Below are 26,225 nucleotides of genomic sequence, written 5' to 3'. Positions count from 1 at the left end.
GTCAGCCGGTTGTGCGGGGCAGTGCCTGGTGCACCGACAGGTTCGCGGGCAGGCAACGGTTCCGAAGTGTCGCACCATGAACGAATACCGGGCAAGACCGCCGGATCATGCCGACGGCCGCCTCGCTCGCCGCCGGTGACGTGGCCCCGCGCTCACTGATCGCGGTCGCGGGGGAACATCATCCAGACGCCTTCACCGGCTGGTCATGGTCCGGTCGGGCTCGGTGGGCGGGAGGACGGAGGCCCCGGAGGACCGGCCCGGGCGGCGGCCTCGCAGCCATCGCTCGGCAGGGTGCTCCACGCAGTGGTAGGCCGCACCGGCGGCGGCCAGGCTGACCACCAGGACACCTGCCCAGAACACCAGTGTGTCGCTGCCCGGGGCGGGCTTGCCCCACTCGAACACGGCGGCCCGGATCACGATCTCGTGGATGAGGTACCAGGCGAACGACCAGTGCCCCAGCCGGATCATCCACGGCCCGCCCAGCCCGGTGCGCCGACCGTCGAGGTCGGCCCGGGCGGCGGCGCAGATCAGCGCGGCGAACAGGGGCGCCGACAGCCACTGCGAGGCGTTGTACGGGCTGTACCAGAGCGCGTCGGGTACCGCGTTCGACCAGGGGATCAGCGCGAGGTGCCAGCCGATGACCAGCGCGACGGCCACCGGCAGGGGCAGGGGAGGCCGCCGGCCGCGCTTGAGCGCGAGCCCGGCCACGACACCCAGCACGAACTGCAGGAAGCGGGTCAGCGGCAGGTAGTCGAGTGCCCAGTTGCGCGTGGTGGCGGGCAGGCCGGACAGGGCCACCCACAGGACGAGGGCAGCGCAGGTGACGGCGACCGCCGTCCATGCCCAGACCCGGGCGCGCCGGCCCGCGAACAGTGCCAGCAGCGCGGGGAAGGTGAGGTAGAACCAGGCCTCGTCGCTGAGCGACCAGGCCGCCGGGTTGCCCCCGGTGAACATGACCGGCTGCGGGAACCAGGCGTGCACCAGCAGTAGGGTCGCGGCCACCGCCTTGAGCGACACGGCACGGTCCATGACCGCCCACACGGCGACCGACAAGGCGGTGCTGACGGCGAGCAGCGGCCAGATCCGGGCGAAGCGCCGCCACAGGAAGACCCGTGCGGGCACCCGCGCGCCGTCATAGGTCCAGGCGAGCACGACGCCCGAGAGCACGAAGAAGAACGTCACACCGCTGCGGCCGTACCAGACCGTCTCGCTGAGTCCGGGGACCGGTCCGACCTGACGGGACAGGTGGTACAGGACGACGAGCAGAGCCGCCCAGAAACGCAGCCCGGTCAGCGAGGGCAGCCGGTCACGCCCGGCTCCCGGTATGGAGGTCAATGATGATCCTTCACCGTTGGACGCCGTGGTTGGCGGCTCTCCCGCACGGAGGAGCAGCAGAGAATAGCACCGACCTTGATCAACACGGTGGGCGTCCATCGAGCCGGCGGTCGTCCTCCAGGAATCCGCGTGAGCGGGGAGCGACCTAGTGCCGCGACAGGCAACGTTCGCCCCGTCGCGACGCCCGGCACGCCCTCTCGCCGCACCGGCCGAAAGCCCAAGTACATCCAGTACGAGGGCTTCCGGCCGGCACACCGAGAGCACGCACCGGACCCCGCTCCTCAACGGGCAAACGTTGCCTGCCGCGGCACTAGACTTGGACGAGGAGCCCGATCTCCGGGGGTGAGCCCGGTGCGGGAGGGCGGTGGCATTCCGTGCGGTACGTCGCTGTGAGTGCGCTGAGTCATCCGGGGCTGCTCCGTGAGCGGAACGAGGACAGCCTCGCCGTCGGCCCGTGGACCCTGTGCGCCACCGTGACCGAGAATCCGCAGACCCTTGTCTTCCCGCTCGGGACGCCCCTTGCCGTCGCCGTCGCCGACGGGCTCGGCGGACAGCCCGGCGGCGACGTGGCCAGCGCCCTCGCCGCCCGCTGGCTTGCCGCGAGAGGCCCCGCACTGAGCAGCGAGGGCGCTGTCCGTGACGCCCTGATCGCCTGCAACCGCGCCGTGTACGAGGCCTCGGGCGGCGACGAGGGAGGGGAACTGGCGACCATGGGGACGACCCTCGCCGGCGTCGTCGTGCAGTCCGGCTCGCTGCTGGTGTTCAACGTGGGGGACAGCCGGGTCTACGCGGCCTCCCGCGACGGGCTGCGCCAGGTGAGTGTGGACGACAGTCCCCCGCTGCGACCCGGGCAGCGCACCACGTCCCTTGTCACCCAGTGCCTGGGCGGTGTGCCCGGCTACCGTCCCATACATCCCCATGTGGCGGCCGTGTCGTTGTCCTCCGACGACTGCTACCTGATCTGCACCGACGGTCTGACCGACCCGGTGACGGAGGACGTGCTCGACGCGGTGATGCGGGAGCACGACGACGGCCGGGCGGCCTTCGAGCTGTGGAAGGCCGCCATCGAGGCGGGCGGCCCCGACAACATCACCCTGGCGGTCGTCCGCGTCGGGGACGAGTAGGTCCTCGCCGTCGTGGTCGCGGCGATGCGCGCACACTGGACGTAGAAGGCCATGCGTCGTGAGCCGAGCATGGAGGTGGACCATGAGCACCCTCGAAGAACACGTCGACGTCGGAGTTCCGATCGACGAGGCCTGGGACGGCCTGCACCGGGTGGGGGACTATCCGCGCTTCGTGGCAGGAGTGCGCGAGGCCCGTACGGAGGCGGGCGGCCGAGCGCGTCTGGACGTCGAAGCCGGCGGCCAGGTCCGGGAGTTGGAGGCCGAGGTCTCCGACCGCACAGGGGAACGCGTGATGGAGTGGCACACCACCGGCGCCCCCGAACTGCTGGGTTCCTTCTCGTTGCAGTCGATCGACCGGAACAGCACCCGGGTCCAGGCACGGCTCGAGTACGACCCCGACACGGTCAGGGAGACCTTCGGCGGGCCGAAGGGATTCGCCCAGGCGAACGCGATCGAACGCCTCGTCCGCAGCGACCTGGAGCACTTCAAGGAGTGTGTGGAACAAGGCCGTTGAGCGGTGGAACGCCGAGGAGGACGCCGGGCGGTCAGGTCTCGATCACGGCATCGCAGTCGGCGCAGACCACGGCTGCGTACTGCGCGGGGTACCAGGGCGCACCGGGATGCTCGAAGGACTTCCAGGAGGCCGTCTCCATGGCGAAGGTGTCCTTGCCGCAGAGAGTCCGCGGCCCCGTCACGGCGGGCGCCCCCGGCGCGGAGGGCGCCGCGTGCACCCTGCGGACGGAACGTCCCTCACCAGCCGCTGTCCCTGAGGAGGAGCGCTTGGCCATCGCTTTGTCGAACTCGTACACGACGACGATTCCGCCCATGTCTCCACAATAGGCGCCCGCGCCGCCTTGAGCCGGGTGGGTCTCAGGGGCGGTCCTGGCGGACCGCCCCTCCGGCGAGTGGGCCGGCTGGGCCGGTACCCGGTCTGCGCGCCGCGGACCCCACCTGAGGTCACACGTCCCCTGTTCAGGGGGTGAGTCCCAGGATGAGACGCAGGGTGTCGGTGAGGACCGTCGTGGGAACGGCGGGGTCGGCGACCCGTTGGATTCCCAGCCCGATGCCCAGGCTGAGCAGCGTCGTCGCGGCCCGGTCGGCGGGCATGGTCAAGCGGGCGTCCAACTCCTCGGCCAGAGTTTCGAGGAGCTGGGCCAGCACGTTCCGGATCATCTCGACGCGAGCCGTGATCTCCTGTCGCAGCTCCTCGTCGTGACGGGCCCGGGTGAGGAACTCGACCTCGAACGTCGTCCAGGCCTCGTCGCCTATATGCGCTTCGCCCCATGCGGTGAAGGCGGCGAGGCGGTCGTCGGCCGGGCCGTCGCCCATGACGGAGTCCGTGAGCAGCGCCAGCTGCTCCGCGCGGATGTCGTCGAGGACGGCGAGGCAGAGGTGGTCCTTGTTGCGGAAGTTGGAGTAGACCGCGCCCTTGGAGTAGCCGGCCGTCTCCGCGACGTCACTGAGAGAGGTGGCCGCGTAGCCGTTCCGCAGGAACAGGGTCCGTGCGGTGGCGACCAGCCGCTCGCGAGTGAGTTCCTGACTCTCGACGCGGCTGAGGCGGGCCATGTCCTGTTTCCCCTGTCCGTCCTGCACGGCTTCCGCTGAAGCCTTGGAGCTCTCGGATCCTATCTCCGCCCTGGGCTGTCCTCGATTACGAATACCGCTAGTATCCAGATCTCGTCGGTATTTTGAACGGACGGAGAGCTCAGTGACCACGAACGGCACGCGAACTGCTCCTTCCCGGGGCCTGGTCCTCGGCTGCGGGGGCACCCTCGGCACCGCCTGGATGATCGGCGCCCTGCACTCGCTGCAGCAGGCCGTGTCATGGGACCTGCGGAGCGCCGACGTCCTGGTGGGAACCTCGGCCGGGGCGGAAGTGGCGGCGATGCTGGGCGCAGGCATCGGTGTGTCGGAGCTGCTGGCGGCGCAGATCGCCGCTGAGGACGCCCGCCCGGAACTGGCACGTCACTTCGCGCATCCGCCCCGCCGTACGCCCCCGCGGCCGGCGCTTCTGCTCGGATCACCACGGCTGGCACGGCGGGCGCTGGGAGGTGGTGTCCCCGCACTGACCGGGCTGTCCGGCTTGCTGCCACGAGGGCGCGGCGATGCCGCATGGCTGGCGGCCCTGGCCGACCACCTGGCGCCCGATGGCGCATGGGTCCCCCACCCCGCGACCTGGCTGGTGGCGACCGATCTGGAAACAGGCCGACGCCGACTCCTCGGGCACCCTGAGGCCCCGGAGGCCGCCCTGCGCGACGCGCTCCGCGCTTCGTGGGCGATCCCCGGATGGTTCCCGCCGGTGCGCATCGACGGCCGCCTCTACGCCGACGGCGGCATCAGTTCCCCGACCTCGGCCGATCTGCTGGTGCCCCGTGGACTCGACGAGGTGTACGTCGTGGCGCCGATGAGTTCCGTCGCTCCGGGACGTCGCAGCGGACCCGGCCGGGCCGAGGCTGCCTTACGCCGTGTCATGACCCGCACCCTGAACGCCGAGTGTGCCGTGCTGCGGGGGGCCGGCACCCGTGTGATCCGCATCGAGCCCACAGCCGCCGACCTGAACACGATGGGCGGCAACCTCATGGACCCCCGGCGCCGTCTGGCCGTGCTGGAGACATCTCTGCGCACAACACGGACCGTTGTCCGCGACGCCCTCCCGACAGCCGTGCCACGCCCCCGCCTTCCCGCGCCCCGGCAGGAGCCCGACCGGCCGCGACCTGAAGCCCCGAAGGCAGCTCGCACCTCCGAGACCCACGACGTGGAGGTGCTGGTCATCGGCAGTGGGATGTCCGGCATCGGCGCCGCTGTCACGCTGCGGCGGTCAGGCGTGCGGGACCTCGTGCTCCTGGAGAAGGCGGACACCCTCGGCGGCACCTGGCGGGACAACACCTATCCGGGCTGCGCGTGCGACGTCCCGTCCGCCCTGTACTCCTACTCCTTCGCGCCCAACCCCGAGTGGACGCGCGCCTTCGCCGGCCAGGCCGAGATCCGCTCCTACCTCCAGAACACGGCGGCCGCGTACGGGATCACGCCACTCATCCGCTTCGGTACCGAGGTCACACGGGCACAGTGGCACCCGCACGAAGCCCGCTGGCACGTCGAGACGACCCGCGACCGTTACACCGCCCGCTTCCTGATCGCGGCCGCGGGCCCCTGGCACGAGCCGCTGACCCCCGACATCCCCGGCCTGGCCGACTTCCCCGGGGAGGTCTTCCACTCCTCTCGCTGGCGCCACGACCACGAGCTGGAAGGAGCGCGCGTGGCCGTCGTCGGCAGCGGTGCGTCGGCCGTGCAGTTCGTCCCGGCGATCCAGCCGCTGGTGAGCCGGCTGCATCTGTTCCAGCGCACGGCCCAGTGGGTGCTGCCCAAACCGGACCACCACGTGCCGCGCGTCGAACGCCTCCTCATGCGACGCTTCCCGGCGGCGCAACGAGCTCTGCGCACCGCGGAGTACGCGGCGCTGGAAACGCTGGGAGTGGGGTTCCGGCACCCAGCCCTCCTGCGCGCGGTGCAGAAGGTGGGGGACCTGCATCTCAGGGCAACGGTCAAGGACCCGCAGCTTCGCCGAGCGCTGACCCCCGACTACACCCTGGGCTGCAAACGCCTGCTGCTGTCGAACACGTACTATCCCGCGCTCACCCGACCCAACGTGAGCGTCCACGCCACCGCGGTCGAGAGCGTCCAGGGCAACCGGGTCGTCGGCGCGGACGGCAGCACCGCCGAAGTGGACACCATCATCCTGGGCACCGGATTCCACATCCTCGACATGCCCGTCGCCCGCCGCGTGTTCGACGGTGACGGCGCGAGCCTCGACGACCACTGGAAGGGGAGCCCCGACGCCTACCTGGGCACCACCGTCAGCGGCTTTCCCAACGCGTTCATCCTCCTCGGACCGCACCTCGGCACCGGACACTCCTCGGCCTTCATGGTGCTCGAAGCCCAACTGCAGTACGTGGCCGCGGCGGTACGCCACTCCCGGTCGGCGGACTGGGCCAGTATGGACGTGCGCCCCGAGGTCCAGGCCGCTTTCAGAGCCGAGGTCCAGCAGGCGCTGCCCTCCACCGTCTACAACGCCGGCGGCTGCTTGAGCTACTACCTAGACGACAACGGCCTCAACAGCTTCAGCTGGCCATGGTCGACGGGGCGAATGCGCCGACGCCTGGCACAGTTCGAAGCCGGAGCCTACGACGTCACCACGAAGGCCCCGATCGCTCCTCGCGTTGCCGGGAGTGCCGGGATCCTCTGAAAGTGCGGAGGGCCAGTGACTCGCGGTGCGTCTGTGTGCGTCCGGAAGGCCCCGTTTCCGGGTGCCTCACAGGCTGCTGGAAGGCAGAGTGTGGGGCGTGGCGAGGGTGTCTCGGCGCGGCATCGCCGGGTACGCGGAGGGATGCCACAGCGCGTGAGGAGGATGGGCATGGCGGACATGGACCCCTTCATCGACCGGCTGAACCCCGATCTGTGCATCGTGACGGCGGTGGCGGGCGAGGAGCGGGCGGGCTGTCTCGTGGGGTTCGCCTCGCAGTGCTCCATGCGGCCGGTGCGGTTCGTGGTGTGGCTGTCGAAAGTGAACCGGACTTATGAGGTGGCCCGTCGCGCCGACTTCCTCGCCGTGCATCTGCTGACACGGCAGCAGTTCGAGCTGGCTGCCCTGTTCGGCGGCGAGACCGGTGACCGGGTGGACAAGTTCGCGCACGTCCGCTGGACACAGGGGCACGGCGGGGCTGTCGTCCTGCAGGATGCGCTCGCTTGGTTCGTCGGCAGGGTCGAGCAGCACGTCGAGGGGGGCGACCACGTCGGCTTCGTCCTGGACCCGGTGCAGTCGGGCGGGCAGGAGAAGGACGACGGCGGGCCGCTGCTGCGCCTTGCGGACGCCCTCACGATCGACCCGGGGCACCCGATCGACTGACCCGGGCGGCCGGGGGCATCCATGCCTGCGGCCGCTTTGCCCTGCATCCGCGAGGGAGGACGGGGCGGGCGGTGTGGTGGCGCCCTGCCGGCGCGGTGCGGCGGATCGGCGGGCGGATCGCTGCTCGGAACCCGTTACGGTGGCATGGGTCAGGTCGTCCCTTTTGGGCTGACAGGCCGGGTCTGTGAAGTGCGACCGGGCTGCGGGCGCCCCGCATCGGGAAAGGGTTGCAGTCGTTCTTCGTGACATGCGTCACGCGGGCTTCCCGTATCAACGCTGTTCGGTAGTACGTCATCCGTGGGCGGCATAGGGGATGCGGTGCACGGAAGCGGACATACAGCGCACATGATCTAATCGTGAGAATTCGGTCGACGCCCTTCCTGTCGACCGCCCCCCGAGGGCGCTCTTCTGACGGTGTGTGAGGCGTTGCCGGGTTCACCGGTGGGCGGGTCAGCACAACCCTGTGCCCGATTCAAGGGAACCCGCCGAGTACGAGGCCGGATAGTGGCGAACCCGCGTTGCCCGCTCGCTCGCCCGGGTTCAACAATGACGGCCCCCAGAAGGCGTCACCGCAGGTCAAGCACAGCGTCCATCACAGCGTCCGTGTAAAGCCGAGCCCATCGGAGGCGCACTCGAACCGACCGAGCGAGGTCCGCATGAGCAAGCACCGCAGAACGTCGCGTCGCCGGCATATAGCCATCGCCGCCGTCGTATTGAGCACGCTGGCAGTACCGTCCGCTGCCATGGCCTGTGCGAACGATCAGGGCACTGAGGGCGCAGGCTCCTCCGCCAAGTGGAAGAACGACTCCCACGCTCGGTGGAAGAACTGGGCCAACGCGTCCCAGAGCCACCGGTGGAAGGGCGGCGAGCCGACCGCGCAGCCTTCGGCGCCGGCCTCGCCGACGGCTACCGCACCGGCCTCGACGGCGGCCCCTCAGCCCACCGCGTCCGCCTCCGCGACGCCGAGCGCCCCCAGCGCGGCGGCCCCCGCATCCGCAGCCGTGGCTCGCGTCGTGGCCCTGGTCAACAGCGAGCGCAGCAAGGCCGGCTGCTCCGCGGTGACCCTGAACGCGAAGCTCTCCAAGGCCGCCCAGGCGCACAGCGCGGACATGGCGAGCCACCAGAACATGTCGCACACGGGCTCCGACGGGTCGAACCCGGGCGAACGGATCACCGGTGCCGGCTACAACTGGAGCACCTACGGCGAGAACGTCGCCTACGGATACGCCACCCCCGAGAAGGTCATGGCGGCCTGGATGTCCAGCCCCGGCCACAAGGCCAACATCCTGAACTGCGCTTTCAAGGAGATCGGTGTCGGCCTCGCGCAGCCCGACGACTACTGGACGCAGGACTTCGGCACGGCCCGCTGACGACCCGGGCGGACCTGGCTCACTGTGGCCGGCCGGCTCGCCCCGTGGGGCTCACCGCGTCGCACGACGTCGGACAGAGCCCGTGTGTCAAAGCCGAACAGGCAGGCATCAAGCGGGGCAATCCGGTCGGCCACTCGTGAGGCGGCAGGAGCGGTCGAGCGGGAGTCCGCCGATGGTGACTCGATCCCAGCGGCAGCGGGCGACGGCCGGACCGGCGACTCCTTCATGTGTCACGCGAGGCCACTGCCGGCTCGCGCACCATGAACACGTCCACCGGATCCTCGCTCTCGAGCGTGAACCCGTGCCGCTCGTACAGCCGCCGGGCCGCACTGCCTTGCAGCACGTTCAGCCGGACCAGGGTGCCATCGCGGTCGCACCGCTCCAGCAGCGCGCGCAGCACGGCCGCACCGATGCCGTTGCCCTGCAGATGCGGGGCCAGGTAGAAGTGCTCCAGCCAGTGGGCGCCCTCGGCCGGCCGCAGCGACACGCAGCCGGCGAACGCGCCGCTCACCTCGATCACCCAGGTGTGCGCCGGCGTGAACCCGTCCCGCAGTCGCTGCCGCACCCGCCGCTCGTCGTATCGCCCGAGCCGCTCAAGATCCGCCCGCAACACCACGGCCCGCAACTCGGCCACGGCCTCGACGTCCGCCACCGAAGCCGGCCGAATCTCCCAGTCCGCCATGATCGTCAGACTACCGCGCGGTCCGCTTCCGCCGGTCCCTCGCGGCGGACGCGGTGAGCGCACCGAAGTCGACGTCGCGGAACCCTCCACACCGTCCGTCGTCGCGAAAGTCCGTTGAGATGCCGGCGTACGTCGGAAAGGCTCTGCGGGCATGGAGTTCTTCTGCTACCACCGCGATCGGCCCGGCTCCCTCCCGCTGCGCGACGAACTGCTCGAAGAGCACTGGTCCTACATGGACCGGTACGCGGCGGAGATGATCGCTCGCGGTCCGACCTTGGCCGCCGACGGTGACACGCCCACCGGCAGCGTGCACATCGTCGACCTGCCGGATTCCACTGCCGCTCGCGCGTTCGCCCTCGACGAGCCCAACTACCAGGCCGGCGCGTACCGGGACGTGCTGCTGCGCCGCCGGCGCAACATGCTGGGGCGCACCATGTGGGACTTCCCCGGTGGCCGCGGTGGTGGCAACCGGTACCTGGTGCTCGGCCTCGGCTCGGGGCAGGCCGCCGACCTCGTGGTCCCGCCCGGCCGGGACGAGCTGATCGCGTACGGACCGCTGCTGTCCGACGACGGCGCCACCTGGCTGGGTACGGCGGTGCTGCTCCGGGCGACGGACGCGGAGACGGCACGCGCCGTTCTGACTCCGGACCGGTACGCCGACATCGAGGTCCATGACTGGGAGTTCGGCGGGCGGCGGTGACCCACCCGGACCGGCGCCCGTGCCCGAGGCTTCGGCTCCACGGCTGCGACCGTCCGCCGGGGAAGGGGTGATCCGGCCGGCGAGCGCCCGCCGGATCACCAGGCTCGGCGGCTACAGCAACGTCTGCAACGTCACCGACTGGGGCGCGAAGCCGTTGCGCTCATAGAACCGCAGTGCGTCGGCGTTGCTCGAGTAGGCCGTCACCTCCGCGGCTTCGGCCCCTTTCTCCCTCGCCCAGCCGAGGAACTCCGCGACCAGACGCCCTCCGGTCCGGCTACGGCGAAACTCGGGGCGCACGTACATGCTCAGCAGCGTTGCGACCTTCACCGGCTTCATCTCCGACGCGTCCCCCAGCACACCGACGAGGTGTCCCACGACCTCGCCGTCACAGTCGGCGACGAGCAACAGCCGGTGTGGATCATCCATGCCGGCGGCGAAACGCCGGGGCCCGTGCTGTCGAGGCCAGTCGACGTCGACGCCTGGATCCCGAGTCCCGGCGTCCTCGGCGAACAACGCGCTGCTGCACGCGACGAGCCCGCCGATGTCCGCGTGCTCAGCCCTGCGGACAACCACTGCCTGTCCTTGATCACTCATGGACGTGACGTTATCGGCCGGCACTGACACCCCGGCCCGGGCACCTCCGAAACCCAGACGTGCTCAACCTGGTCGATCGGGCTGACAGCGGCTCCTTGGTGAAGGTCGGTTTCGCGTCGGTTTCGCGGTGATCCCGTGCAGCGCGGCGCCGGCCGGTCCGCAGGTGCCCGGCGCTGTCGACGACGGCGAGATCGACGGGCGGGCTCCGACAGAAGCGGGTTTCGATACGCCGTACCGTACGATGACTCGTATGCCCCGCCACTCTCCTTCACTGGACCGCGCGACCCCGGACCGCATCGCCGAAACCGCACTCCTTCTCGTCGACGAGGGCGGTCCCGAGGCTCTGACCTTCCGTGCGCTGGCATCGCGACTGGACATCTCCCTCGCCTCGCTCCAGCGCCGTTGCGTCGACCTGGCCGGGCTGCTCGACCTGTGCCTCGACCACCTGGCCGCCCAGCTGCCCGAGATCGGGTCGGACACCGACTGGGCCACCGCCACCGAGATCCGGTTCACCGCGCTCTACCGGCTGCTGGCGGCCCATCCGGGGCTGCTCGCCCTGCGCGGCACGCGGCCCTGGCTCGGACCCCATCTGCTGGCCCGTTTGGTCGAGCCGCAGCTCGCCGACAGCCTCGCGGCCGGAATGACTCCCCAGGAGGCGATCACCGCGTACCGGCGGATGTACCTGCTCACCCTCGGCAGCGCCGGCTTCGTGGACCACCGTGACGCCAAGGCCGCTCAGGCGGTCATGCGCACCGCGCTGGCCGCGCTCGACCCGGAGGAGTTCCCGGCGCTGACCGGCAACCTGGCCGCGATCGTGCCCGCCGTGACCGACCACGAGGTCTACTACGGCGCCCTGCGGCAGCTCATCCAGGCGGTGGACCCGGTACAGGCACCCGTCCCGCCGGAGGGTTCCGCACCGCCGCGGCACCGCCGCGACAGCTGATCCGGCAGCGGCGCAGCGCCCGCTTCCTCCCGCCGCCGTAGAAGAACAGCCCGTCCCACGACAGCAAGGACCTCCGATCATGACCACCACCACGCCCACCCCCGCGGCACGCATCTTCAGCAGCGACAACACCGCCGGCACCTCGCCGGAGATCATCGAAGCGGTGACCGCGGTGACCGCGGTGACCTCCGGCCCGGCCCTGCCCTACGGAGCGGACGACAGCACGGCCACGGTCAGGCGCCGGCTGAGCGAGGTGTTCGAACGTGACGTCGACGTCCTGCTGGTCTCCACGGGGACCGCGGCGAACGCCCTGAGCCTGGCCGCGCTGACCCCGCCCTGGGGGAGCGTGCTGTGCCACCGCGAGAGCCACATCAACAACGACGAGTGCGGTGCGCCCGAGTTCTACACGTCGGGCGCGAAGCTCGTCCCGCTCGGCGGGCACGACGCCAAGATCGACCCGGAGGAGCTGCGGGCTGCCGCACGGCACAAGGCCGGAGACGTGCACAGCGTGGAACCCTCCGTGGTGAGTGTCACCCAGGCCACCGAGACCGGAGCGGTCTACACCCTCGACGAGATCCGCACCCTCGGCTCCATCGCCCAGGAGGCAGGTCTGCGCCTGCACATGGACGGCGCGCGTTTCGCCGGAGCCGTCGACTCCCTCGGCTGCGCCCCCGCCGAGCTGACCTGGCGGTCCGGCGTCGACCTGCTGTCCTTCGGGGCCACCAAGAACGGCACGATGACCGCCGACGCGATCGTCGTCTTCGACCGCTCCCTCACCGCCGAACTCGCCTTCCGCGCCAAGCGGGCCGGCCAGCTCACCTCCAAGATGCGCTTCCAGGCCGCCCAGATGGACGCCTACCTCAGGGACGACCTGTGGCTGCGCAACGCGGCCCACGCCAACGCCATGGCCGCCCGCCTCCAGGAGGGTCTCAAGGCGATACCCGGAGTCGGTCTGCTCGGCGCCGCCGATGCCAACATCCTCTTTTGCCGCCTGCCCCAGCAGGTCACTGAGGGACTCCTGGCGGAGGGCTACGCCTTCTACCACGACCGCTGGGAGCCGGGCGTCGTCCGCTTCGTCACCTCCTTCACCACGACGGAGCACGACGTCGATCACCTCGTCCAGGCCGTCAGCCGCCACGCCGCCTGACCGAACCGGAAGAGATGTCCAGTCCACCGGCCCGGACGCAGGCGGGGACAGCCCGTACGGGTCGCTCGCCCGTGCCCGGCCACGCGGCCCCGGGGGTGGACGAGGATCTGCCGGGTCACGGGCGGCCGGACCGTCGCCCGTGCTCCCGCCCGTCAGCCGCGGGGGAGCGGCTCCGCGGCCCGTTCGGCCGGACCGTGCCGCTCGCGCACCACTGCGTCGACCTGGCCCACCGGCGCAGTGATCGCCCTCGACACGGGGAGCGTGTCCGTCCTGCGCCGGTGTGCCTTTCGTGGTCTTGGCAGCGGTGTCCCTCAGTCGGCCACCCGCAGCAGCAACTTGCCCGTCGAGGTGCGCCCGCCCATCAGCCGATGGGCCTCGGCCGCGTCCGACAGGGGGAACTCCGCGGTGACCGGAAGACTCACGGTGCCGTCGGTGACCTTGCGGAAGGCGCGCTCGGCGAGCGAGCGCAGCGCCTCGGGCGCGGACTGCGCGAGAGCCAGGATGGAGAAGCCCGCGACCGAACGGCCCTGTGCGTAGAGCTCGGGCTGTCCGACCTGCCACGGCGCCGCCCCGCTCGCGTTGCCGAAGGACACCAGGCGTCCGAAGACGGCGAGTGCGTCCAGGCCGCGGCGCAGGGCGTCGCCGCCCACCGGGTCCAGGACCAGGTCGACGCCCCTGCCGCCGGTGGCGCTGCGGACGTCGTCGGGGAAGGAGTCGGCCGTGAACACCTCGTCGTAGCCGTGCTTGAGGGCGTGCTCGGCCTTGGACGCGGAGGAGACCACGCCGTACACCGCGCCGGCGCCCGCCGCGCGGGCCAGCTGTCCGGCCACCGTGCCGATGCCTCCGGCGGCACCGTGCACCAGCACGCTCTCCCCGGCGCGCAGCCGGCCCACCTCGTGGAGCAGGGCGTGCGCCGTCGGCACCACGGTGGGGAGCGTGGCGGCGCTGCGCAGGTCCAGGCCCTCGGGGAGCGGGAAGACGGTGGCGGTCTCGGCGACGACCACCTCCGCGTAGGCGCCGCTGTTGACGAGGGCGGCGACCTCCTGCCCGGGGCGCAGCCCCTCGACGTCGGGGCCGACGGCCCGGATCCGTCCGGAGACCTCCAGGCCCGGACGGAAGGGCAGCGATTCCACCCGGTAGCCCTCGGCGCGGGCCTTGAGGTCGGCGAAGTTCACGCCCACATAGGCGGCGTCGATGGTCACCTGCCCCGGCCCCGGCTCAGGGGTCTCCCCCTGCACGACCTTGAGCACCTCGGGACCGCCGTACTCCTGAAACTCGACTGCACGCATGGCCGGAACGCACCTTTCGACTGGGTGTTCTGAGAGTTGAGTGCTCTGAGTGTTCAATGAAAAGCGAACACTCGCACTGTAAGATGCTCGTCGAACACTCGGCAAGTGGTGGGGCGCTCCGCAGGGGTGTCCCAGCGAGGCTGCGCAGCGAGGAGAGGGGCATGTCGAACCAGGCCGCGGGCGGCAGTCACCGTGCGGCGCCGGTGCACACGCATCCCGAGGACGTGTCCGTCCTCACCGCGCTGTCCGCGCTCGCCGACCCCGTGCGCATCCAGCTGGTCCGCGAGCTGGCGGGCTCCGCCGTCTGGACGCGCAGCTGTGGCAGCTTCGACGTGCCGGTCGGCAAAGCCGCACTCAGTCACCACTTCTCGGTCCTGCGCGGCGCCGGCCTCGTCGAGCAGCGCGACGAGGGGCCCAAGCGGGTCAACCGGCTGCGGCGCGAGGAGTTCGACGCGCGCTTCCCCGGGCTGCTCGACCTGGTCCTCCGCGAGGACGTCGGCGACTGACACCGGCGCCGGGAGGCCCGTGGGCCCCGGGTCGGGCGGTCGCCGTGGACGCAGGGGACCGTGGTCGTCCTCCCTGCTGCTCGTGGGGCGCCGCAGGTGGGGACGGAGCGGTGAACGGACGCGGCAGGGCGAGAGGAACGCCTACGCCTTCTGGGCAGCCGTTGCGGCGGAGGTCTCGTGCGCCGTGGCGCCCTCGCGCTGACGGGGGAGGAAGGAGGCCAGGAGCAGGGCGACCAGGGCGGCACCGCAGCCGATGGCCATGATCACCTTGAAGCTGTCCTCGGAGGGCAGGGCGTGACCGGCGAAGTCGATGGTCATCTGCCCTGCGACCTGGACCGCCCAGCCGAACGGGGTTTCCAGGGAGAAGCCGTCCGCGCGGAGGAACTCCAGGGTGAGAGCTGATTCAGAGACGATCGGGATCATGGCCTTGACCTGCGGTGGCACGGCGTCGGCGACGGCCCACTGGACGAAGCCGAGGTAGCTGAGGCCGTAGAGGACCATCGACTCGCCGAACCAGGGCTGCTTGATCACCCAGTCGATGGTGTCGAGGCCGTCCTCGCGCTCGCGCCGGAGCGGGTCGAAGGGGCCGTCGGAGCCGAAGGTGCCGCGGGTGCTCTGCACGAGCACCTGGAAGCCGCGCTCCGCCAGCGGCCTGGCCATCTGGCCGCCGACCAGGCCGGCTCTGCCGTAGGGGATGCGGATGAGCGCGGTCGGCAGGCCGCCGCCGGACTTCGGGGCCCAGCGGTCGGCCAGCAGGACGGCGCCGTCGCGCATCGGGACGCGCAGGTCGCGTTCGACGGTCAGGTCCCTGGTGACGGGCGGGGGCAGGCGCAGCATGCGCTGGACGAGGTGACTGCTGAGGTTCATCCGGGGCGGCCTCCGGGTGAGGGAGCGAGGGTGGGGCGGCTGAGGGTGAGCTTTAGTGGTCAGGCTGTTGGGCCGTGGACGGGCAGACGCCGCTGACGCCTGCCCGTCCGCAGCCCTTCAGGGGTCGGGCGGGCCGTGTGTCGGGCCTCGTTGCACGGGGACTCCGGCGGCGCGTACGGCACGTGGCCCTGCCCCCAGCTCGCGGCGGCAGGCCTTGTTGAACGCTTGCAGATCGGCGATGCCCACGGCGGCGGCGACGGCGGGGATGGGGAGCGTCGAGGCCTGGAGCAGATGGCGGGCGCGCTCTAGCCTTCGGTGGCGGACGTAGGCGATGACCGTGAGGCCGGTCTCCGCACGGAACAGGCGGGTCAGATGCGTGTGCGAGACTCCGGCCGCCCGAGCGATGACGGGTACGGGCAGCGGGTCGGCCAGATGCTCCTCGATGTACGCCTGCGCGGTGACCACGATGGGATGCTGCCGCCCGGCCTCGTCGGAGCCGGTGAGCTGGGCAACGTGCCACAGCACCGCCCAGATCTCGGCGGAGGCGCGCGTCGTGGACACGGGCATCGCAGCGACGGCATGCCTCAACAGACCGGCCAGCAACGGCACTTCGGCCTGGGCGTCCTGCATCAGCGGTACGCGGTGCCCGGCCCCGGCCCCGGCGCCGGGAAGCCGCAGATGGGCGTACAGATGCTCCGATCTGCCCTGGTAGTGGAAGTGCACCTCGGTGTCCGGCGGGATCAGGCTGACGTGTCCCGGTCGGATGGGGTGGACGGTGCCGCCGACGGACAGCCGGCCCACGTAGCTGTACAGGTGCAGCTGCCACAGGTCGGGCAGCCGGAAGACTTCGTGCGCGGTGGACACACCGTGCACGCCGACACCCGCGTTCACCACCTCGGGCGGCTCGTCCAGACACAGGGACACGCTCTCCATGAGGATGGAAATCTACCAGTGCTCGACGATTACAACCCATCACTTCCAAGCGGTTGCTCTCTACGTTTGTCGCATGTCAACCACCAAACAGCTGCTCACCTCCGTCCAGGTGGCACGCTTCGTCGCGCAGGGGTTTCTGCGCCTGGACGGGGTCGTGCCGCAGGACCTGAACGACGAGGCCATCGCGACCCTGTCCACGGGGATACCGGAGGTCCCGTACGGCACTCCGATGGCCAAGGCCTTTTCCGAGGACTCCTTCATCCCTCGTCTGCTGGCCCTTCCTGCGGTGGCCGGCGCTCTCGAAAGCCTGGTGGGACCCGACCCGACGGTCGACCACCACGCGGTGCACATACGCGAGCCGCACGAGGGAAGCGCGCAGGACCTCCACGGGGACGCCATCATCGACGTGCGGCCGGACGCCTTCGACGTCCAGCTCATGTACTACCCCCATGAAGTCACCCCCGACATGGGCGGGACCCTCAGCGTGCCGGGCAGTCATCTGCGCCGCGTCAACGAGACCGACATCGGGCGGGTGCAGAATCTGCGCGGACAGACCCGCCTGACCTGTCCGGCCGGCACCGTCGTCCTGGTGCACCACGGGATCTGGCACAGCGGCCGGCGCAACGACACCGCGCGGCGGCGCTACATGTACAAGATCCGCTTCAACCCGACCGTGCCGCAGGTGCGGCTCTGGGACACCTCCGACCTGCGAGACCCTGCCGTGACGGCGGAGCTCGACACCTCCTTCCCGTGGTACGAGCAGGCCACCGCCCGCCTGGAGATCCACAACCGGGTGCTGCTGTGGCGTGCGCTGACCGGGGACGACTCGTTCGACATCGACTACTGGGTCACGCGCGTCAGCAACCGGCCCGCCCTGAGGAGCCACGCATGAAGCAGCAAGTCCTCGTGCTCTACCTCGCCACGTCAGCCCTCGACTCGGACGTCGTGGGATGGTCGCGCTACGACGGCACGGGCCGCACCCGTCCCACGACCGGGGACAGCGACGAGCCGCCGTACAGGACGGGTCTCGCCGCGTTGGAAGACGGCTGGCGCCTGTTCCAGGCCTCCCAGTTGCTGCCGCCCCACCCCGGCCACGAGTACGACACCTCGTTCCTCAAGCACGAGTTCTTCTTCGAGAAGCTGTAGCCGAACCCGGTGCCCCGGCTCCGGACGCGTAAGCGCCTTCCGGAGCCGCGGCGGACTGACACGGGCCCCGGCCGCCACCGTCGCCGTCGACCACCACCCCCGCAGCCGACGTGCGACCGATGAAAGGCAGCATGTCCGCATGACCTTCCACTGCGCTGTGCTGGACGACTACCAGGGTGCCGCCCTGACCCTGGCGGACTGGAGCCCCCTCGCCGGCCGGGCCGAAGTGCGCACGCTCCGCGACAACATCACCGACCGGGACAGGCTCATGGCCGAGCTCGCCGACTGCGAGATCATCGTGGCCATGCGGGAGCGCACCCCCTTCGACGCCGATCTCCTGCGCCGCCTGCCCCGGCTGCGCCTGCTGGTGACCACCGGCATGCGCAACGCCTCCATCGACCTCGCCGCGGCGGCCGCCCAGGGCGTGACCGTGTGCGGTACGGCGAGCAGTTCCACGCCGCCCGTCGAACTGACCTGGGCACTCCTCCTCGGCCTCGCCCGGCACGTCACCGCCGAGAACCGGGCCCTGCGCGAAGGCGGCCCCTGGCAGTCCACCGTCGGCCAGGACCTGCACGGCCGGACCCTGGGCCTGCTCGGGCTCGGCAAGATCGGCACCCGGGTCGCCCGCGTCGCCACCGCCTTCGGCATGGAGGTCCTCGCCTGGAGCGAGAACCTCACCGCCGAGCGGGCGGCCGAATCCGGAGCTCAACTGGCGGAAAGCAAGGAGGACCTGCTCAGTCGCAGCGACTTCGTCTCCGTCCACCTCGTCCTGTCCGACCGCACCCGCGGCCTGCTCGGCGAGCCCGAACTGCGCGCCATGCGCCCGCACGCCTACCTGGTCAACACCTCTCGCGCCGCCATCGTCGACCGAACGGCACTCCTGCGCGCCCTGCGCGAGGGCTGGATCGCCGGTACGGGGCTCGACGTCTTCGAGACCGAGCCGCTCCCCGCCGACGACCCCCTGCGCTCCCTGCCGAACGTGCTCGCCACCCCGCACCTCGGCTACGTCACCGAGCAGAACTACCGCACCTTCTACACGGAAGCGGTGGAGGACATCACCGCCTTCCTCGCCGGTGCCCCCGTCAGAGTGCTGACGACCGGCTGAGTCCCGCCTCACCCCCCGGCGCGTTCTGGTCGGTGGCCGCCGTGGCGGCGACACGCGCCGTCGGCCCCGCTGCCAGTTCCCGGGCACTGGGTCTCGTGGGCGCGGGCGGCATGCTCGCCAACGTCGTCGGTGTGCCGCTCGGCACCTTCGCCGGTCAACTCTTGGGCCGGCGGGGACCGTTCTGGGCACTCGCGGCACTCGGCGTCGCCTCCACGGGGCTGATCGCCCGCTACGTCCCGCACGACGGCCCCGACCACCATGCGGTGTCGGTCCGCGCCGAGCTGACCGCTCTGCGCTCCGGCCGGCTGTGGCTGGCGCCGGCGGCCTGCGCGACCACGACCGGCGGCGTACTGTCGACGTACTCCTACATCTCGGCGCTGCTGACCGACCGGGCCCATCTCGCCGCCGGCCTCGTGCCGCTGGTGCTCGTCGGCTTCGGTACCGGTGCCCTGGTGGGCACGGTCATCGGCGGCCGCCTCGGCGACACCCGCCCCCACGCGACGACCATCCCGGCCGTCTCCGCGGCCGGCCAGAACCCTAGGAGTAACCCTCATGCGCGCTGCTGTACTGCACGCTCCCGGCGACGTCCGGGTGGAGGAGATCGCAGACCCGAAGATCACCGCCCCGACGGACGCGATCATCCGGCTGTCGGCGGCCTGCGTCTGCGGCTCCGACCTGTGGCCCTACCGCGGCATCGAGTCCATCGACGGTCCCACGCCCATGGGGCACGAGTACGTCGGCGTCGTCGAGGAGGTCGGCAGCGAGGTCACGAACGTCGAGCCCGGCCAGTACGTCGTCGGCTCCTTCGTGGCCTCCTGCGGCACCTGCGAGATCTGCCGCTCGGGCTACCCGTCCTCCTGCGTGAACCGTGTGTTCATGGCCCAGGTCGGCACCCAGTCCGAGCGCGCCCTGATCCCCCACGCCAACGGCACCCTCGTCCCCCTGCCGGGCACGCCCGACGCCGACCTGATCCCCAGTCTGCTCGCCGCCTCCGACGTGCTGGGAACCGGATGGTTCGGCGCGGTCGGCGCCGAGGCCGGCCCCGGCAAGACGGTCGCGGTCGTCGGTGACGGCGCGGTCGGCCTGCTCGCGGTGCTGGCCGCGAAGCAACTCGGCGCGGAGCGGATCATCGCGATGAGCCGCCACGAGCCGCGCCAGGAACTCGCCCGCGAGTTCGGCGCCACCGACATCGTCACCGAACGCGGCGACGCCGGCGTGGCGAAGATCAAGGAGCTGACCGGCGGCCTGGGCGCCCACTCCGTCGTCGAAGCGGTCGGCACCCAGGAGTCCATGCAGCAGGCGATCCGGTCGGCTCGTTCGGGCGGGCACGTCTGCTTCGTGGGCGTCAACCACGACGTCACCCTCAGCGGCGAGGAGCTCTTCTTCGCCCAGGTCCACCTGATCGGCGGCCCCGCCCCGGTGCGCCGTTTCCTGCCCGAGCTGATCGACCTGATCTGGCAGCGGAAGATCAACCCGGGCAAGGTCTTCGACCTCACCGTCCCGCTCGCCGAGGCCGCCGAGGCGTACCAGGCCATGGACGAACGTCGCGCCGTCAAGGCCATGCTCACCATCTGACCGACCTCCCCGTTGCGGGCCGCCCGGTCCCCTGCAGGGCCGGGCGGCCCCGGCACAGCCGGTGCTACCGCCCGGACCGGACCGCGCCGGGCGACGACCGCGCCGGGCAACGCCTTCTGGGGGAGGACCTGCCGGCAGCCGCCTCGGCGGCGGTCCGGTGCGCGTGTCCGTCCAGGTGCTGAGGAATGTCTGCCGCCGCCCCGTTCACGGCGCTGCCAGATCCCATGCGGCTGCCGTCTCAGGACCCGGCGCAGCTCCCCTTGATAGGCAAGTGAACACTTGCCTATTCTCTGCTCGTGGTCGACGACCTCTTCAAAGCCTTGGCCGACCCCACCCGCCGCACCATCCTCGACGAGCTCGCGGAGAAGTCCGGACAGACACTGTTCGAGATCTGCTCGCGACTGAGCATGAAGCATCAGCTCGGCATCTCGCGCCAGGCGGTCTCCCAGCACCTGGCCGTGCTGGAGGCCGCCGGGCTCGTCGAAACCAGGCGGGAGGGCCGCTACAAGTTCCACGACCTGAACACAGCCCCGCTGCGGCAGATCACCGAGCGATGGCTCGTGCCCGACACATCCGGACCGGAGGAGAAAACCCCATGAAGATCCGCCTGACCAGCGTCTTCGTCGACGACCAGGCCAAGGCCCTGCGCTTCTACACCGAGGTCCTCGGCTTCGTGAAGAAGCACGACGTCCCGGTGGGCGAGAAGGACCGGTGGCTGACCGTCGTCTCGCCCGACGAGCCCGGCGGGGCCGAACTCCTCCTGGAACCCGCCGGCCACCCGGCCGTCAAGACGTACCGCGACACGCTCGTCCAGGACGGCATCCCGCTCGCCCAGTTCGCCGTCGACGACGTCAAGGCGGAGTACGAGCGCCTGCGCGGCCTCGGCGTCCACTTCACCCAGGAGCCCCTGGCCATGGGCCCCGTCACCACCGCCGTCTTCGACGACACCTGCGGCAACCTGATCCAGATCGCGACGCAGGCGCAGTAGGCGGTCGACCCCGTGCGGGGCTCGAGCGAACTGCGCACCGCCTTCGAGCGAGGACCACGGGGGCTGTGCGTCATTGTCACGACGCTGATCAACTCTGCGAGGGGGTCAGGGCGGCAGTTTCGGCCCTGTGCCGGCACGCATACGCGTCGACACAGGGCCGGAGTCCGCATCGCAGGCGCCGTCTCGCCGGACCGCGGTGCGGGTGGGTGATGTATCAGGCTTGTCAGAGACTCAATGTGATCGCGGCGGCGACGCCGCCGAGGCCGAGGGCGAAGGCTGCCTCTTTCCAGCCGCCGCTGCCCCAGCGGAAGAAACGGTCGACAGCAAGCCGGCCAGGACCGATGGCGGCGACGGCCAGCGCGACGACGGCGATACAGGCGCTGTACTCCACGCCCCCGTCCGTTTCCCACAGGCCGTGGGCGCCGGTGACCGTGGCCATCGCGTTGATCATGACACCGATCAGGGCGGCGGCCGCGAGCGGTGTGAACAGGCCGAGCGCCAGACCGAGGCCACCGAGCAACTCGGACATACCCCCGATCGCGGCGAAGAGCTTTCCCGGGTGATAGCCCAGGCCCGCGAACCCCTTGCCGGTCGCCGTAAGCCCAGGCCCCTCGAAGAGACCGAAGACTTTCTGAGCGCCGTGGGCGGCCATCAGCAGTCCAAAAGTCAGCCTGATGAGCAGCAGGCCGAAGTCGGCGGCGGTCGCCACAGGGGCGGTGGTCGTAGGGGCGGTGGTGGTGGGGTGTGCTACCGGTTCCGTGGAACGAGCAGGATGGTTCAGGATGCGCTTGGTCGACATGGCGATGCTCCGGTGGAACGCCAGAACGGGCGTTTCCCCCAGCTCGGGCAGGTGCCGAGCAACCGGTGACGGGTGAGCCGAGGGCAGCGTCGAGGAGCGTGCCCCCCGCACGGTCCTTCCACTGCGGGCAGCGTCGTGCGTCTGGGCGGTGGCCCGCGCGGGCAGGCGGCCGGCTTCGCGTCAGTGGTCCTGTGTCGTCTGATCATCACGATCGGGATCGCTGGGGCCCAGCCGCACGCAGCATTCCCCGGGCTCGGGGACCAGCACGGCCTGGACCCCGTTGACCTGGAGGCCGTTGAGGTAGCCGCTGAGGAAGGCCTGGTTCATGCCGCACACCAGGTCGGGCGCCTTCCCGGCCAGTGGGTGGAACGGGCAGTTGCGCAGCCGGAGCCGGGTCGGGGTTTCCCGGACGGGTTCGTAGCCGTACTCGTCCAGCAGGCGCTCGCACGCCGTCAGCCCGCGCTCGGGGCCGAGTCGGCCCGGGCGGCTCTCACCACGCGCGGCCTCGCCCATCTGCCGACCCCGCTGTTCGGCGGTGCGCAGGGCTGCCTGCGTGGCGTTTTCGTCGGCCCTCTCGGTCAGCACGGCGTCCAGGAGAAGGTCCGCCAGAAGTTCGTGACGCCGGTCGGGGATGCTCACGGTGATCTGGGCGTCGGTGGGCTCGTACACCTTGGGCCGTCTGCCGACCTTACGGATCCCGCCGGGCGTCTCGAAGCGCGCGCGCAGCAGGCCGGCGTCGACGAGCTTGTCGAGATGGAAGGCGGCGAGCTTTCGGGATATGCCGACGCTGGCAGCGGCCTCGTCGCGGGTGACGGCGCGGCCGGCACGCCGGATGAAGGTGAACATGCGCCGCCGCGAGTCCTCGCTCAGGACGCTGACGGAGTCGATGGCGCTGTCGGCCGGGTGGGCCCGCACCATCGGGTCGGAAGCCACAAGGCCACGATAACTCCTATCAGCGTGGGCACAAGGGTTCATTTGACCCGCTGCGCTGCGCATCTCGATGCCTTCCCGCGATAAACCCAAGATTTATTGGTTTAACTCATGAGAGGTTGCGATGAGTGAGTCGCACCATCGGGCGAAATCCTCCTTCTGGGCGGCAAGCTCGCCTGTCGCTACGGCGTACGCGTCGCCGACGAGAGCACCCAAGCCGAGGGATACGCGTTCGGGCCACCGGCGCAGGAAACGCCCCCTCTGCCGTGTGATCCGGCCCGCGCACCCGTAACGGCGGCTGGTGTCGCCGGCTGCCTCCCACATCGCGTCACCCACGAGAGGTGTACTGCTGGTACATCCCTCCCGCGGCGTTCAGACCGTACGGTCGAGGTGTGCTTATCACCCGAAGCTCCATCAACACCGTCAAGGGTCCGGCCGACTGGTTCACCGGCGACGTCTACATCGACGCCGTCGCCGCCGCGCCCGCGCCGTCCCGGGTCAGCGCCAACCTGGTGCACTTCATGCCCGGCGCGCGCACCCACTGGCACCGCCACCCGCTGAGCCAGACCGTCTTCGTCACCGAGGGGGTCGGCCTGTGCCAGCGTCGGGGCGGACCGATCGAGGTCATCCGCCCCGGCGACCGCGTCCTGTTCGAGGCCGACGAGGAGCACTGGCACGGCGCCGCGCCGAACCGGCTGATGGTCCACCTGGCCATCAACGAGAGCGACGCCGACCACGACGTCGTGCACTGGCTGACGCCCGTCACCGACGAGGAGTACGCCGCCGCCCCAGCCGTCGACTGACACCTGTCCCGACTCACCACGAGAGTTGCACAAGGAGCACTTCCCCATGCGCGTCAACGCCTACGCCGCCCCCGCCGCCGGCCGGCCCCTGGCCCCCACCACCATCAAGCGCCGTGCGGTCGGCCCGAACGATACCGGGCCGGTGACCGCGTAGGCGTCGGCTGCATGGTCAACTCCTGCGGCGAATGCGCCAACTGCCACGCAGAGCACGGCATCGGCGCCGAGGTCGAGGTGATCTTCGCCGACCGGGGCAACGAGGCGTACGAGCGGGTCCTGGCCTCCGACGTCCGCTACCGCTTCGTCATCGACACCGCCACGCTCGGCTGACCCGCCCGTCACCCGCAGCCCGCGGCACCCCTGGGGAGCCCCACCGGTTCCTCTCGCTGCAGCGTTGTCAGCGGTGATCGATATGGTCGGCGCACCTGATCAGCCGAGGAGCGCGGACCATGAAATCTCCAGCCGAACTGGACGACGTCCAGTGGCACGCCCTGACCCACGCCTACGGCTCCGCCGAGGACGTGCCCGAGCTGATCAGAGCGCTCTACGAGGGCGACGAGGAGACGGCCGACGAGGCGGTCTACGAGCTCTACGGCAACATCCATCACCAGGGCACGGTCTACCCGGCCTCGGCACCCGCCGTCCCCTTCCTCGCCCACGCCGTACGGCACGCCCCGGGCAAGCGCGCCGAGCTACTGATGCTGCTCGCCGCGCTCGCCGACCACGACCCCGAGGACATCGAATCGCCGCACTGGCCCGGCAGCTCGGTCGCCGCGGTATGCGCGGAGCTCTCCCGGGTGCTTCCGGAGCTGCTGCCGTGCCTCACGGACGCTGAACGTGCGGTACGCCGGGCGGCGCTTCGGGTGGTCGCGGCCGTGGCCGAGCTGCTCCCGGCTGAGCTGCGGGCCTCCGTCGTGCATCAGATCGACGAGCTCCATGCCACCGATGCCGTCCCGGCGGTACGGGCGGACGCGATGGTCGTCCTGGCTCGGTTCGGCCGGGAGCCGCTACCGCTCGACAGCCCGCTGCCCGAGGTCAGGCTGGCCGCGGCCGCGCTCGCCGCCGAGCGGTCCGGGCCGCCGTACCCGGCGGAACTGGTGGAGATCATCGCCGAGGACGGCGCCGAACCCGACCCGGGGGACGACGACTTCCCCTGGTCGGGCACCACCACGCCGGACACGCACCTCACCCGCCTGCTCACGCGGGATCCGGATGCCGGCCTCGCGGTCGCCGCCCGCTGGATCGCCGCCGAAGACCTCGGTTCACGCGGATCCTGGTTGGCCCGGGAAATCGCGGAAACCTGGCGCGACCGGGAGCCCGAGGTCCTGGACCTGCTGCTCGCCGCCTTGCCGTACCAGAAGGACACCCGCACCCTCGCCCATCGTCTGCGCACCATCGGCCACTGGATCGATCACCTGCCCGAGCCGGGGGCCGATCTCCGGGACGCGCTGTACCACTACGCACGTACCGAGGAGAAGGAGACCGCCGATCCTGCACTCCTTGCCTTGGTGCGCTCCCGTGACACTCGTGCCCTGGAACTGGTGCTGCGCCACCCCGACGCCCATGTGCTCAAGGCGGCGGCCTTCTCCTTCCCGGAAGCGGCCGACCAGCTGATACCCGTGATCCGCCAGGGGTTGGCGGAGGGCGCCACCGGCAACGCGGGCATCGCCCTGGTCGAGGCCCTGGCCCCGTTCGGTGCCGCAGCCCGCCAGGCCCGACCCGAGTTGGAAGACTGTCTCCGGACCGGCCGCGCGGCCATCGTCGCCGCCCGTCGGCTCGGGCTCAGCGGGCTACTGACGCCGGAGACCGCCGCCCTGCTGCGCAGGGCCATGCAGAGCAGTGACCCACCGCTGCGTGGTGCGGCGGCCGTGGCCCACTACCGGCTGACCGGTGACGCCGCTCCGGCGCTTCGCACTTTCGAGGACCTGCTCTCCGCCCAGGGCCCGACCCACTGGCACCTGAGCAGCCTCCAGCCGCTGGGCAGCGCTGCGGCGCCGCTGCTGCCTCTCGTCGAGCCCCTGCTGACGGCCAGGTACGAGTGGACCCGCATGGCGGCCGCGGAGGCCCATCACTGGATCACCGGATCCTCGGACCGCGCCGTCCCCGTCCTCGTCGAGCTGGTCGGCCCCACCCCGCTCGGCCTCAGCGCCCTCAAGGCTCTCGCCGGCATCGGTCAAGTCCCCGAGGATCTCCGCCCCACCCTCCGTTCCTTCGCCTTCTCCCCCCTCCGCCTGCTCAGCGACGTGCCCTTCTCCGAGCAGTGCCACCCCGACGACGAACTCCGCACCCTGGCCTGGAATCTGCTCGCATCGGCCGGCTGAAGCCGTCCTCGGGTTCTTCACCCCATCGAAGAATCGGTCTGCACCTTGCCCGTCAGCCCGTGCCCGGCGGCACCGGCAGCGCGCGCAGGATTCCTGTGCGAGCGCGTCATGGACTCCGAGGCGAACCGGCACGGCATCGGCGGTCCTGGCTGAGTGGGCGGACCATGC

The 26,225-nt window shown here is 70.9% G+C and carries 27 protein-coding genes and 2 pseudogenes; 19 read left to right on the top strand and 10 right to left on the bottom strand.

Translation table 11 applies throughout. The features are described from left to right. Positions 1-192: 192 nt before the first annotated feature. Positions 193-1,335, bottom strand: a complete 1,143-nt coding sequence (locus ACPT94_RS16765) for an acyltransferase family protein (RefSeq protein WP_425246171.1) — start codon at positions 1,333-1,335, stop codon at positions 193-195. A 374-nt stretch (positions 1,336-1,709) separates the two neighbouring features. On the opposite strand from ACPT94_RS16765, the gene ACPT94_RS16760 reads away from it, so the two are divergent. Beyond that, positions 1,710-2,459: a PP2C family protein-serine/threonine phosphatase gene (locus tag ACPT94_RS16760; RefSeq protein ID WP_360340384.1), complete on the top strand. Its 750-nt coding sequence runs from the start codon at positions 1,710-1,712 to the stop codon at positions 2,457-2,459. A gap of 82 nt (positions 2,460-2,541) precedes the next feature. Further along, complete coding sequence (locus ACPT94_RS16755) at positions 2,542-2,973, top strand: SRPBCC family protein (protein ID WP_360340387.1); 432 nt, start codon at positions 2,542-2,544, stop codon at positions 2,971-2,973. A 31-nt stretch (positions 2,974-3,004) separates the two neighbouring features. Here the strand turns inward: ACPT94_RS16755 and ACPT94_RS16750 are convergent, their stop codons facing one another. After that, entirely contained in the window at positions 3,005-3,286 is a 282-nt protein-coding gene (locus tag ACPT94_RS16750; RefSeq protein ID WP_360340390.1) for a hypothetical protein, read from the bottom strand. A 145-nt stretch (positions 3,287-3,431) separates the two neighbouring features. After that, positions 3,432-4,025: a TetR/AcrR family transcriptional regulator gene (locus ACPT94_RS16745; protein WP_360340393.1), complete on the bottom strand. Its 594-nt coding sequence runs from the start codon at positions 4,023-4,025 to the stop codon at positions 3,432-3,434. A 142-nt stretch (positions 4,026-4,167) separates the two neighbouring features. Here ACPT94_RS16745 and ACPT94_RS16740 point away from each other — a divergent pair, with 142 nt between their 5' ends. From ACPT94_RS16740 to ACPT94_RS16730, 3 genes are all read left to right on the top strand, one after another. Then, a complete protein-coding gene (locus ACPT94_RS16740) occupies positions 4,168-6,702 on the top strand; it encodes a patatin-like phospholipase family protein (protein ID WP_425246170.1) in 2,535 nt (844 codons plus the stop codon). A 168-nt stretch (positions 6,703-6,870) separates the two neighbouring features. Continuing rightward, complete coding sequence (locus ACPT94_RS16735; protein WP_360340399.1) at positions 6,871-7,362, top strand: flavin reductase family protein; 492 nt, start codon at positions 6,871-6,873, stop codon at positions 7,360-7,362. A gap of 743 nt (positions 7,363-8,105) precedes the next feature. After that, positions 8,106-8,732, top strand: a complete 627-nt coding sequence (locus tag ACPT94_RS16730) for a CAP domain-containing protein (protein WP_425246169.1) — start codon at positions 8,106-8,108, stop codon at positions 8,730-8,732. A 223-nt stretch (positions 8,733-8,955) separates the two neighbouring features. Here the strand turns inward: ACPT94_RS16730 and ACPT94_RS16725 are convergent, their stop codons facing one another. Then, positions 8,956-9,414 (bottom strand): GNAT family N-acetyltransferase, encoded by a 459-nt coding sequence (locus tag ACPT94_RS16725; RefSeq protein ID WP_360340405.1) that lies wholly within the window; start codon positions 9,412-9,414, stop codon positions 8,956-8,958. A 151-nt stretch (positions 9,415-9,565) separates the two neighbouring features. Here ACPT94_RS16725 and ACPT94_RS16720 point away from each other — a divergent pair, with 151 nt between their 5' ends. Continuing rightward, the gene (locus ACPT94_RS16720) at positions 9,566-10,114 is read left to right on the top strand and encodes a YciI family protein (RefSeq protein ID WP_360340408.1); all 549 of its coding nucleotides are present in this window, start codon (positions 9,566-9,568) and stop codon (positions 10,112-10,114) included. Between the two features lie 111 nt (positions 10,115-10,225). Here ACPT94_RS16720 and ACPT94_RS16715 read toward each other — a convergent pair whose 3' ends face one another. Then, positions 10,226-10,708 (bottom strand): GNAT family N-acetyltransferase, encoded by a 483-nt coding sequence (locus tag ACPT94_RS16715; protein WP_360340411.1) that lies wholly within the window; start codon positions 10,706-10,708, stop codon positions 10,226-10,228. 250 nt (positions 10,709-10,958) lie between these two features. Between ACPT94_RS16715 and ACPT94_RS16710 the strand changes: the two genes are divergently transcribed. Together ACPT94_RS16710 and ACPT94_RS16705 are read left to right on the top strand one after the other, a co-directional pair. Next, entirely contained in the window at positions 10,959-11,651 is a 693-nt protein-coding gene (locus ACPT94_RS16710) for a TetR/AcrR family transcriptional regulator (protein WP_360340414.1), read from the top strand. A gap of 79 nt (positions 11,652-11,730) precedes the next feature. Further along, a complete protein-coding gene (locus ACPT94_RS16705; RefSeq protein WP_360340417.1) occupies positions 11,731-12,798 on the top strand; it encodes a threonine aldolase family protein in 1,068 nt (355 codons plus the stop codon). Positions 12,799-13,109: 311 nt separating this feature from the next. Here ACPT94_RS16705 and ACPT94_RS16700 read toward each other — a convergent pair whose 3' ends face one another. Next, complete coding sequence (locus ACPT94_RS16700) at positions 13,110-14,087, bottom strand: quinone oxidoreductase family protein (protein WP_360340420.1); 978 nt, start codon at positions 14,085-14,087, stop codon at positions 13,110-13,112. A 161-nt stretch (positions 14,088-14,248) separates the two neighbouring features. Here ACPT94_RS16700 and ACPT94_RS16695 point away from each other — a divergent pair, with 161 nt between their 5' ends. Continuing rightward, positions 14,249-14,593 (top strand): ArsR/SmtB family transcription factor, encoded by a 345-nt coding sequence (locus tag ACPT94_RS16695; RefSeq protein ID WP_360340423.1) that lies wholly within the window; start codon positions 14,249-14,251, stop codon positions 14,591-14,593. Positions 14,594-14,734: 141 nt separating this feature from the next. On the opposite strand, the gene ACPT94_RS16690 is transcribed toward ACPT94_RS16695, so the two are convergent. Further along, entirely contained in the window at positions 14,735-15,460 is a 726-nt protein-coding gene (locus ACPT94_RS16690; protein ID WP_360340426.1) for a CocE/NonD family hydrolase, read from the bottom strand. A 117-nt stretch (positions 15,461-15,577) separates the two neighbouring features. Continuing rightward, positions 15,578-16,393, bottom strand: a complete 816-nt coding sequence (locus ACPT94_RS16685; RefSeq protein WP_360340429.1) for an AraC family transcriptional regulator — start codon at positions 16,391-16,393, stop codon at positions 15,578-15,580. A gap of 73 nt (positions 16,394-16,466) precedes the next feature. Between ACPT94_RS16685 and ACPT94_RS16680 the strand changes: the two genes are divergently transcribed. The 7 genes and pseudogenes from ACPT94_RS16680 (at position 16,467) to ACPT94_RS16650 (ending at position 21,207) form a co-directional block, all read left to right on the top strand. Continuing rightward, complete coding sequence (locus ACPT94_RS16680) at positions 16,467-17,285, top strand: phytanoyl-CoA dioxygenase family protein (protein WP_425246168.1); 819 nt, start codon at positions 16,467-16,469, stop codon at positions 17,283-17,285. Continuing rightward, positions 17,282-17,539: a hypothetical protein gene (locus ACPT94_RS16675; RefSeq protein WP_360340435.1), complete on the top strand. Its 258-nt coding sequence runs from the start codon at positions 17,282-17,284 to the stop codon at positions 17,537-17,539. The genes ACPT94_RS16680 and ACPT94_RS16675 overlap by 4 nt, the downstream gene beginning before the upstream one ends. A gap of 139 nt (positions 17,540-17,678) precedes the next feature. Next, a complete protein-coding gene (locus ACPT94_RS16670; protein ID WP_360340438.1) occupies positions 17,679-18,644 on the top strand; it encodes a D-2-hydroxyacid dehydrogenase family protein in 966 nt (321 codons plus the stop codon). Next, positions 18,641-19,141: pseudogene (locus tag ACPT94_RS16665) on the top strand (MFS transporter); the annotation flags it as partial. The gene ACPT94_RS16670 and the pseudogene ACPT94_RS16665, both read left to right, overlap by 4 nt. Positions 19,142-19,196: 55 nt before the next feature. Next, a complete protein-coding gene (locus ACPT94_RS16660) occupies positions 19,197-20,219 on the top strand; it encodes a zinc-dependent alcohol dehydrogenase family protein (RefSeq protein WP_360340441.1) in 1,023 nt (340 codons plus the stop codon). Between the two features lie 296 nt (positions 20,220-20,515). Further along, complete coding sequence (locus ACPT94_RS16655) at positions 20,516-20,818, top strand: ArsR/SmtB family transcription factor (RefSeq protein ID WP_360340444.1); 303 nt, start codon at positions 20,516-20,518, stop codon at positions 20,816-20,818. Beyond that, positions 20,815-21,207 (top strand): VOC family protein, encoded by a 393-nt coding sequence (locus tag ACPT94_RS16650; RefSeq protein ID WP_360340447.1) that lies wholly within the window; start codon positions 20,815-20,817, stop codon positions 21,205-21,207. Before ACPT94_RS16655 ends, ACPT94_RS16650 begins: the two co-directional genes overlap by 4 nt. Before the next feature lie 223 nt (positions 21,208-21,430). On the opposite strand, the gene ACPT94_RS16645 is transcribed toward ACPT94_RS16650, so the two are convergent. Together ACPT94_RS16645 and ACPT94_RS16640 are read right to left on the bottom strand one after the other, a co-directional pair. Next, on the bottom strand, positions 21,431-22,006 hold the full coding sequence (locus ACPT94_RS16645; protein ID WP_425246167.1) for a DoxX family protein: 576 nt from the start codon (positions 22,004-22,006) through the stop codon (positions 21,431-21,433). Between the two features lie 180 nt (positions 22,007-22,186). Then, positions 22,187-22,939, bottom strand: a complete 753-nt coding sequence (locus ACPT94_RS16640; RefSeq protein ID WP_425246166.1) for a helix-turn-helix transcriptional regulator — start codon at positions 22,937-22,939, stop codon at positions 22,187-22,189. Positions 22,940-23,328: 389 nt separating this feature from the next. On the opposite strand from ACPT94_RS16640, the gene ACPT94_RS16635 reads away from it, so the two are divergent. The 3 genes and pseudogenes from ACPT94_RS16635 to ACPT94_RS16625 all read left to right on the top strand — a co-directional run bounded on the left by ACPT94_RS16635 (position 23,329) and on the right by ACPT94_RS16625 (position 26,057). Then, positions 23,329-23,739: a (R)-mandelonitrile lyase gene (locus tag ACPT94_RS16635; protein ID WP_425246165.1), complete on the top strand. Its 411-nt coding sequence runs from the start codon at positions 23,329-23,331 to the stop codon at positions 23,737-23,739. A gap of 201 nt (positions 23,740-23,940) precedes the next feature. Beyond that, positions 23,941-24,066: pseudogene (locus tag ACPT94_RS16630) on the top strand (alcohol dehydrogenase); the annotation flags it as partial. A gap of 119 nt (positions 24,067-24,185) precedes the next feature. Beyond that, the gene (locus tag ACPT94_RS16625; RefSeq protein ID WP_425246164.1) at positions 24,186-26,057 is read left to right on the top strand and encodes a hypothetical protein; all 1,872 of its coding nucleotides are present in this window, start codon (positions 24,186-24,188) and stop codon (positions 26,055-26,057) included. Positions 26,058-26,225: the final 168 nt, after the last annotated feature.

The sequence above is a fragment of the Streptomyces aurantiaciflavus genome, from assembly GCF_049808595.1.
Classification (GTDB): Bacteria; Actinomycetota; Actinomycetes; order Streptomycetales; family Streptomycetaceae; genus Streptomyces.
Note: the sequence above shows the minus strand (reverse complement) of the source record. Positions and strands in the feature narration are given on the sequence as shown.

What these genes read in the sequence shown, in the direction of transcription:
- ACPT94_RS16755 (WP_360340387.1), top strand. Translation starts at nt 2,542, where the DNA reads ATGAGCACCCTCGAAGAACACGTCGACGTCGGAGTTCCGATCGACGAG.
- ACPT94_RS16750 (WP_360340390.1), bottom strand. Translation starts at nt 3,286, where the DNA reads ATGGGCGGAATCGTCGTCGTGTACGAGTTCGACAAAGCGATGGCCAAG.
- ACPT94_RS16745 (WP_360340393.1), bottom strand. Translation starts at nt 4,025, where the DNA reads ATGGCCCGCCTCAGCCGCGTCGAGAGTCAGGAACTCACTCGCGAGCGG.
- ACPT94_RS16735 (WP_360340399.1), top strand. Translation starts at nt 6,871, where the DNA reads ATGGCGGACATGGACCCCTTCATCGACCGGCTGAACCCCGATCTGTGC.
- ACPT94_RS16730 (WP_425246169.1), top strand. Translation starts at nt 8,106, where the DNA reads ATGGCCTGTGCGAACGATCAGGGCACTGAGGGCGCAGGCTCCTCCGCC.
- ACPT94_RS16725 (WP_360340405.1), bottom strand. Translation starts at nt 9,414, where the DNA reads ATGGCGGACTGGGAGATTCGGCCGGCTTCGGTGGCGGACGTCGAGGCC.
- ACPT94_RS16720 (WP_360340408.1), top strand. Translation starts at nt 9,566, where the DNA reads ATGGAGTTCTTCTGCTACCACCGCGATCGGCCCGGCTCCCTCCCGCTG.
- ACPT94_RS16715 (WP_360340411.1), bottom strand. Translation starts at nt 10,708, where the DNA reads ATGAGTGATCAAGGACAGGCAGTGGTTGTCCGCAGGGCTGAGCACGCG.
- ACPT94_RS16710 (WP_360340414.1), top strand. Translation starts at nt 10,959, where the DNA reads ATGCCCCGCCACTCTCCTTCACTGGACCGCGCGACCCCGGACCGCATC.
- ACPT94_RS16705 (WP_360340417.1), top strand. Translation starts at nt 11,731, where the DNA reads ATGACCACCACCACGCCCACCCCCGCGGCACGCATCTTCAGCAGCGAC.
- ACPT94_RS16700 (WP_360340420.1), bottom strand. Translation starts at nt 14,087, where the DNA reads ATGCGTGCAGTCGAGTTTCAGGAGTACGGCGGTCCCGAGGTGCTCAAG.
- ACPT94_RS16695 (WP_360340423.1), top strand. Translation starts at nt 14,249, where the DNA reads ATGTCGAACCAGGCCGCGGGCGGCAGTCACCGTGCGGCGCCGGTGCAC.
- ACPT94_RS16690 (WP_360340426.1), bottom strand. Translation starts at nt 15,460, where the DNA reads ATGAACCTCAGCAGTCACCTCGTCCAGCGCATGCTGCGCCTGCCCCCG.
- ACPT94_RS16685 (WP_360340429.1), bottom strand. Translation starts at nt 16,393, where the DNA reads ATGGAGAGCGTGTCCCTGTGTCTGGACGAGCCGCCCGAGGTGGTGAAC.
- ACPT94_RS16680 (WP_425246168.1), top strand. Translation starts at nt 16,467, where the DNA reads ATGTCAACCACCAAACAGCTGCTCACCTCCGTCCAGGTGGCACGCTTC.
- ACPT94_RS16675 (WP_360340435.1), top strand. Translation starts at nt 17,282, where the DNA reads ATGAAGCAGCAAGTCCTCGTGCTCTACCTCGCCACGTCAGCCCTCGAC.
- ACPT94_RS16670 (WP_360340438.1), top strand. Translation starts at nt 17,679, where the DNA reads ATGACCTTCCACTGCGCTGTGCTGGACGACTACCAGGGTGCCGCCCTG.
- ACPT94_RS16660 (WP_360340441.1), top strand. Translation starts at nt 19,197, where the DNA reads ATGCGCGCTGCTGTACTGCACGCTCCCGGCGACGTCCGGGTGGAGGAG.
- ACPT94_RS16650 (WP_360340447.1), top strand. Translation starts at nt 20,815, where the DNA reads ATGAAGATCCGCCTGACCAGCGTCTTCGTCGACGACCAGGCCAAGGCC.
- ACPT94_RS16645 (WP_425246167.1), bottom strand. Translation starts at nt 22,006, where the DNA reads ATGTCGACCAAGCGCATCCTGAACCATCCTGCTCGTTCCACGGAACCG.
- ACPT94_RS16625 (WP_425246164.1), top strand. Translation starts at nt 24,186, where the DNA reads ATGAAATCTCCAGCCGAACTGGACGACGTCCAGTGGCACGCCCTGACC.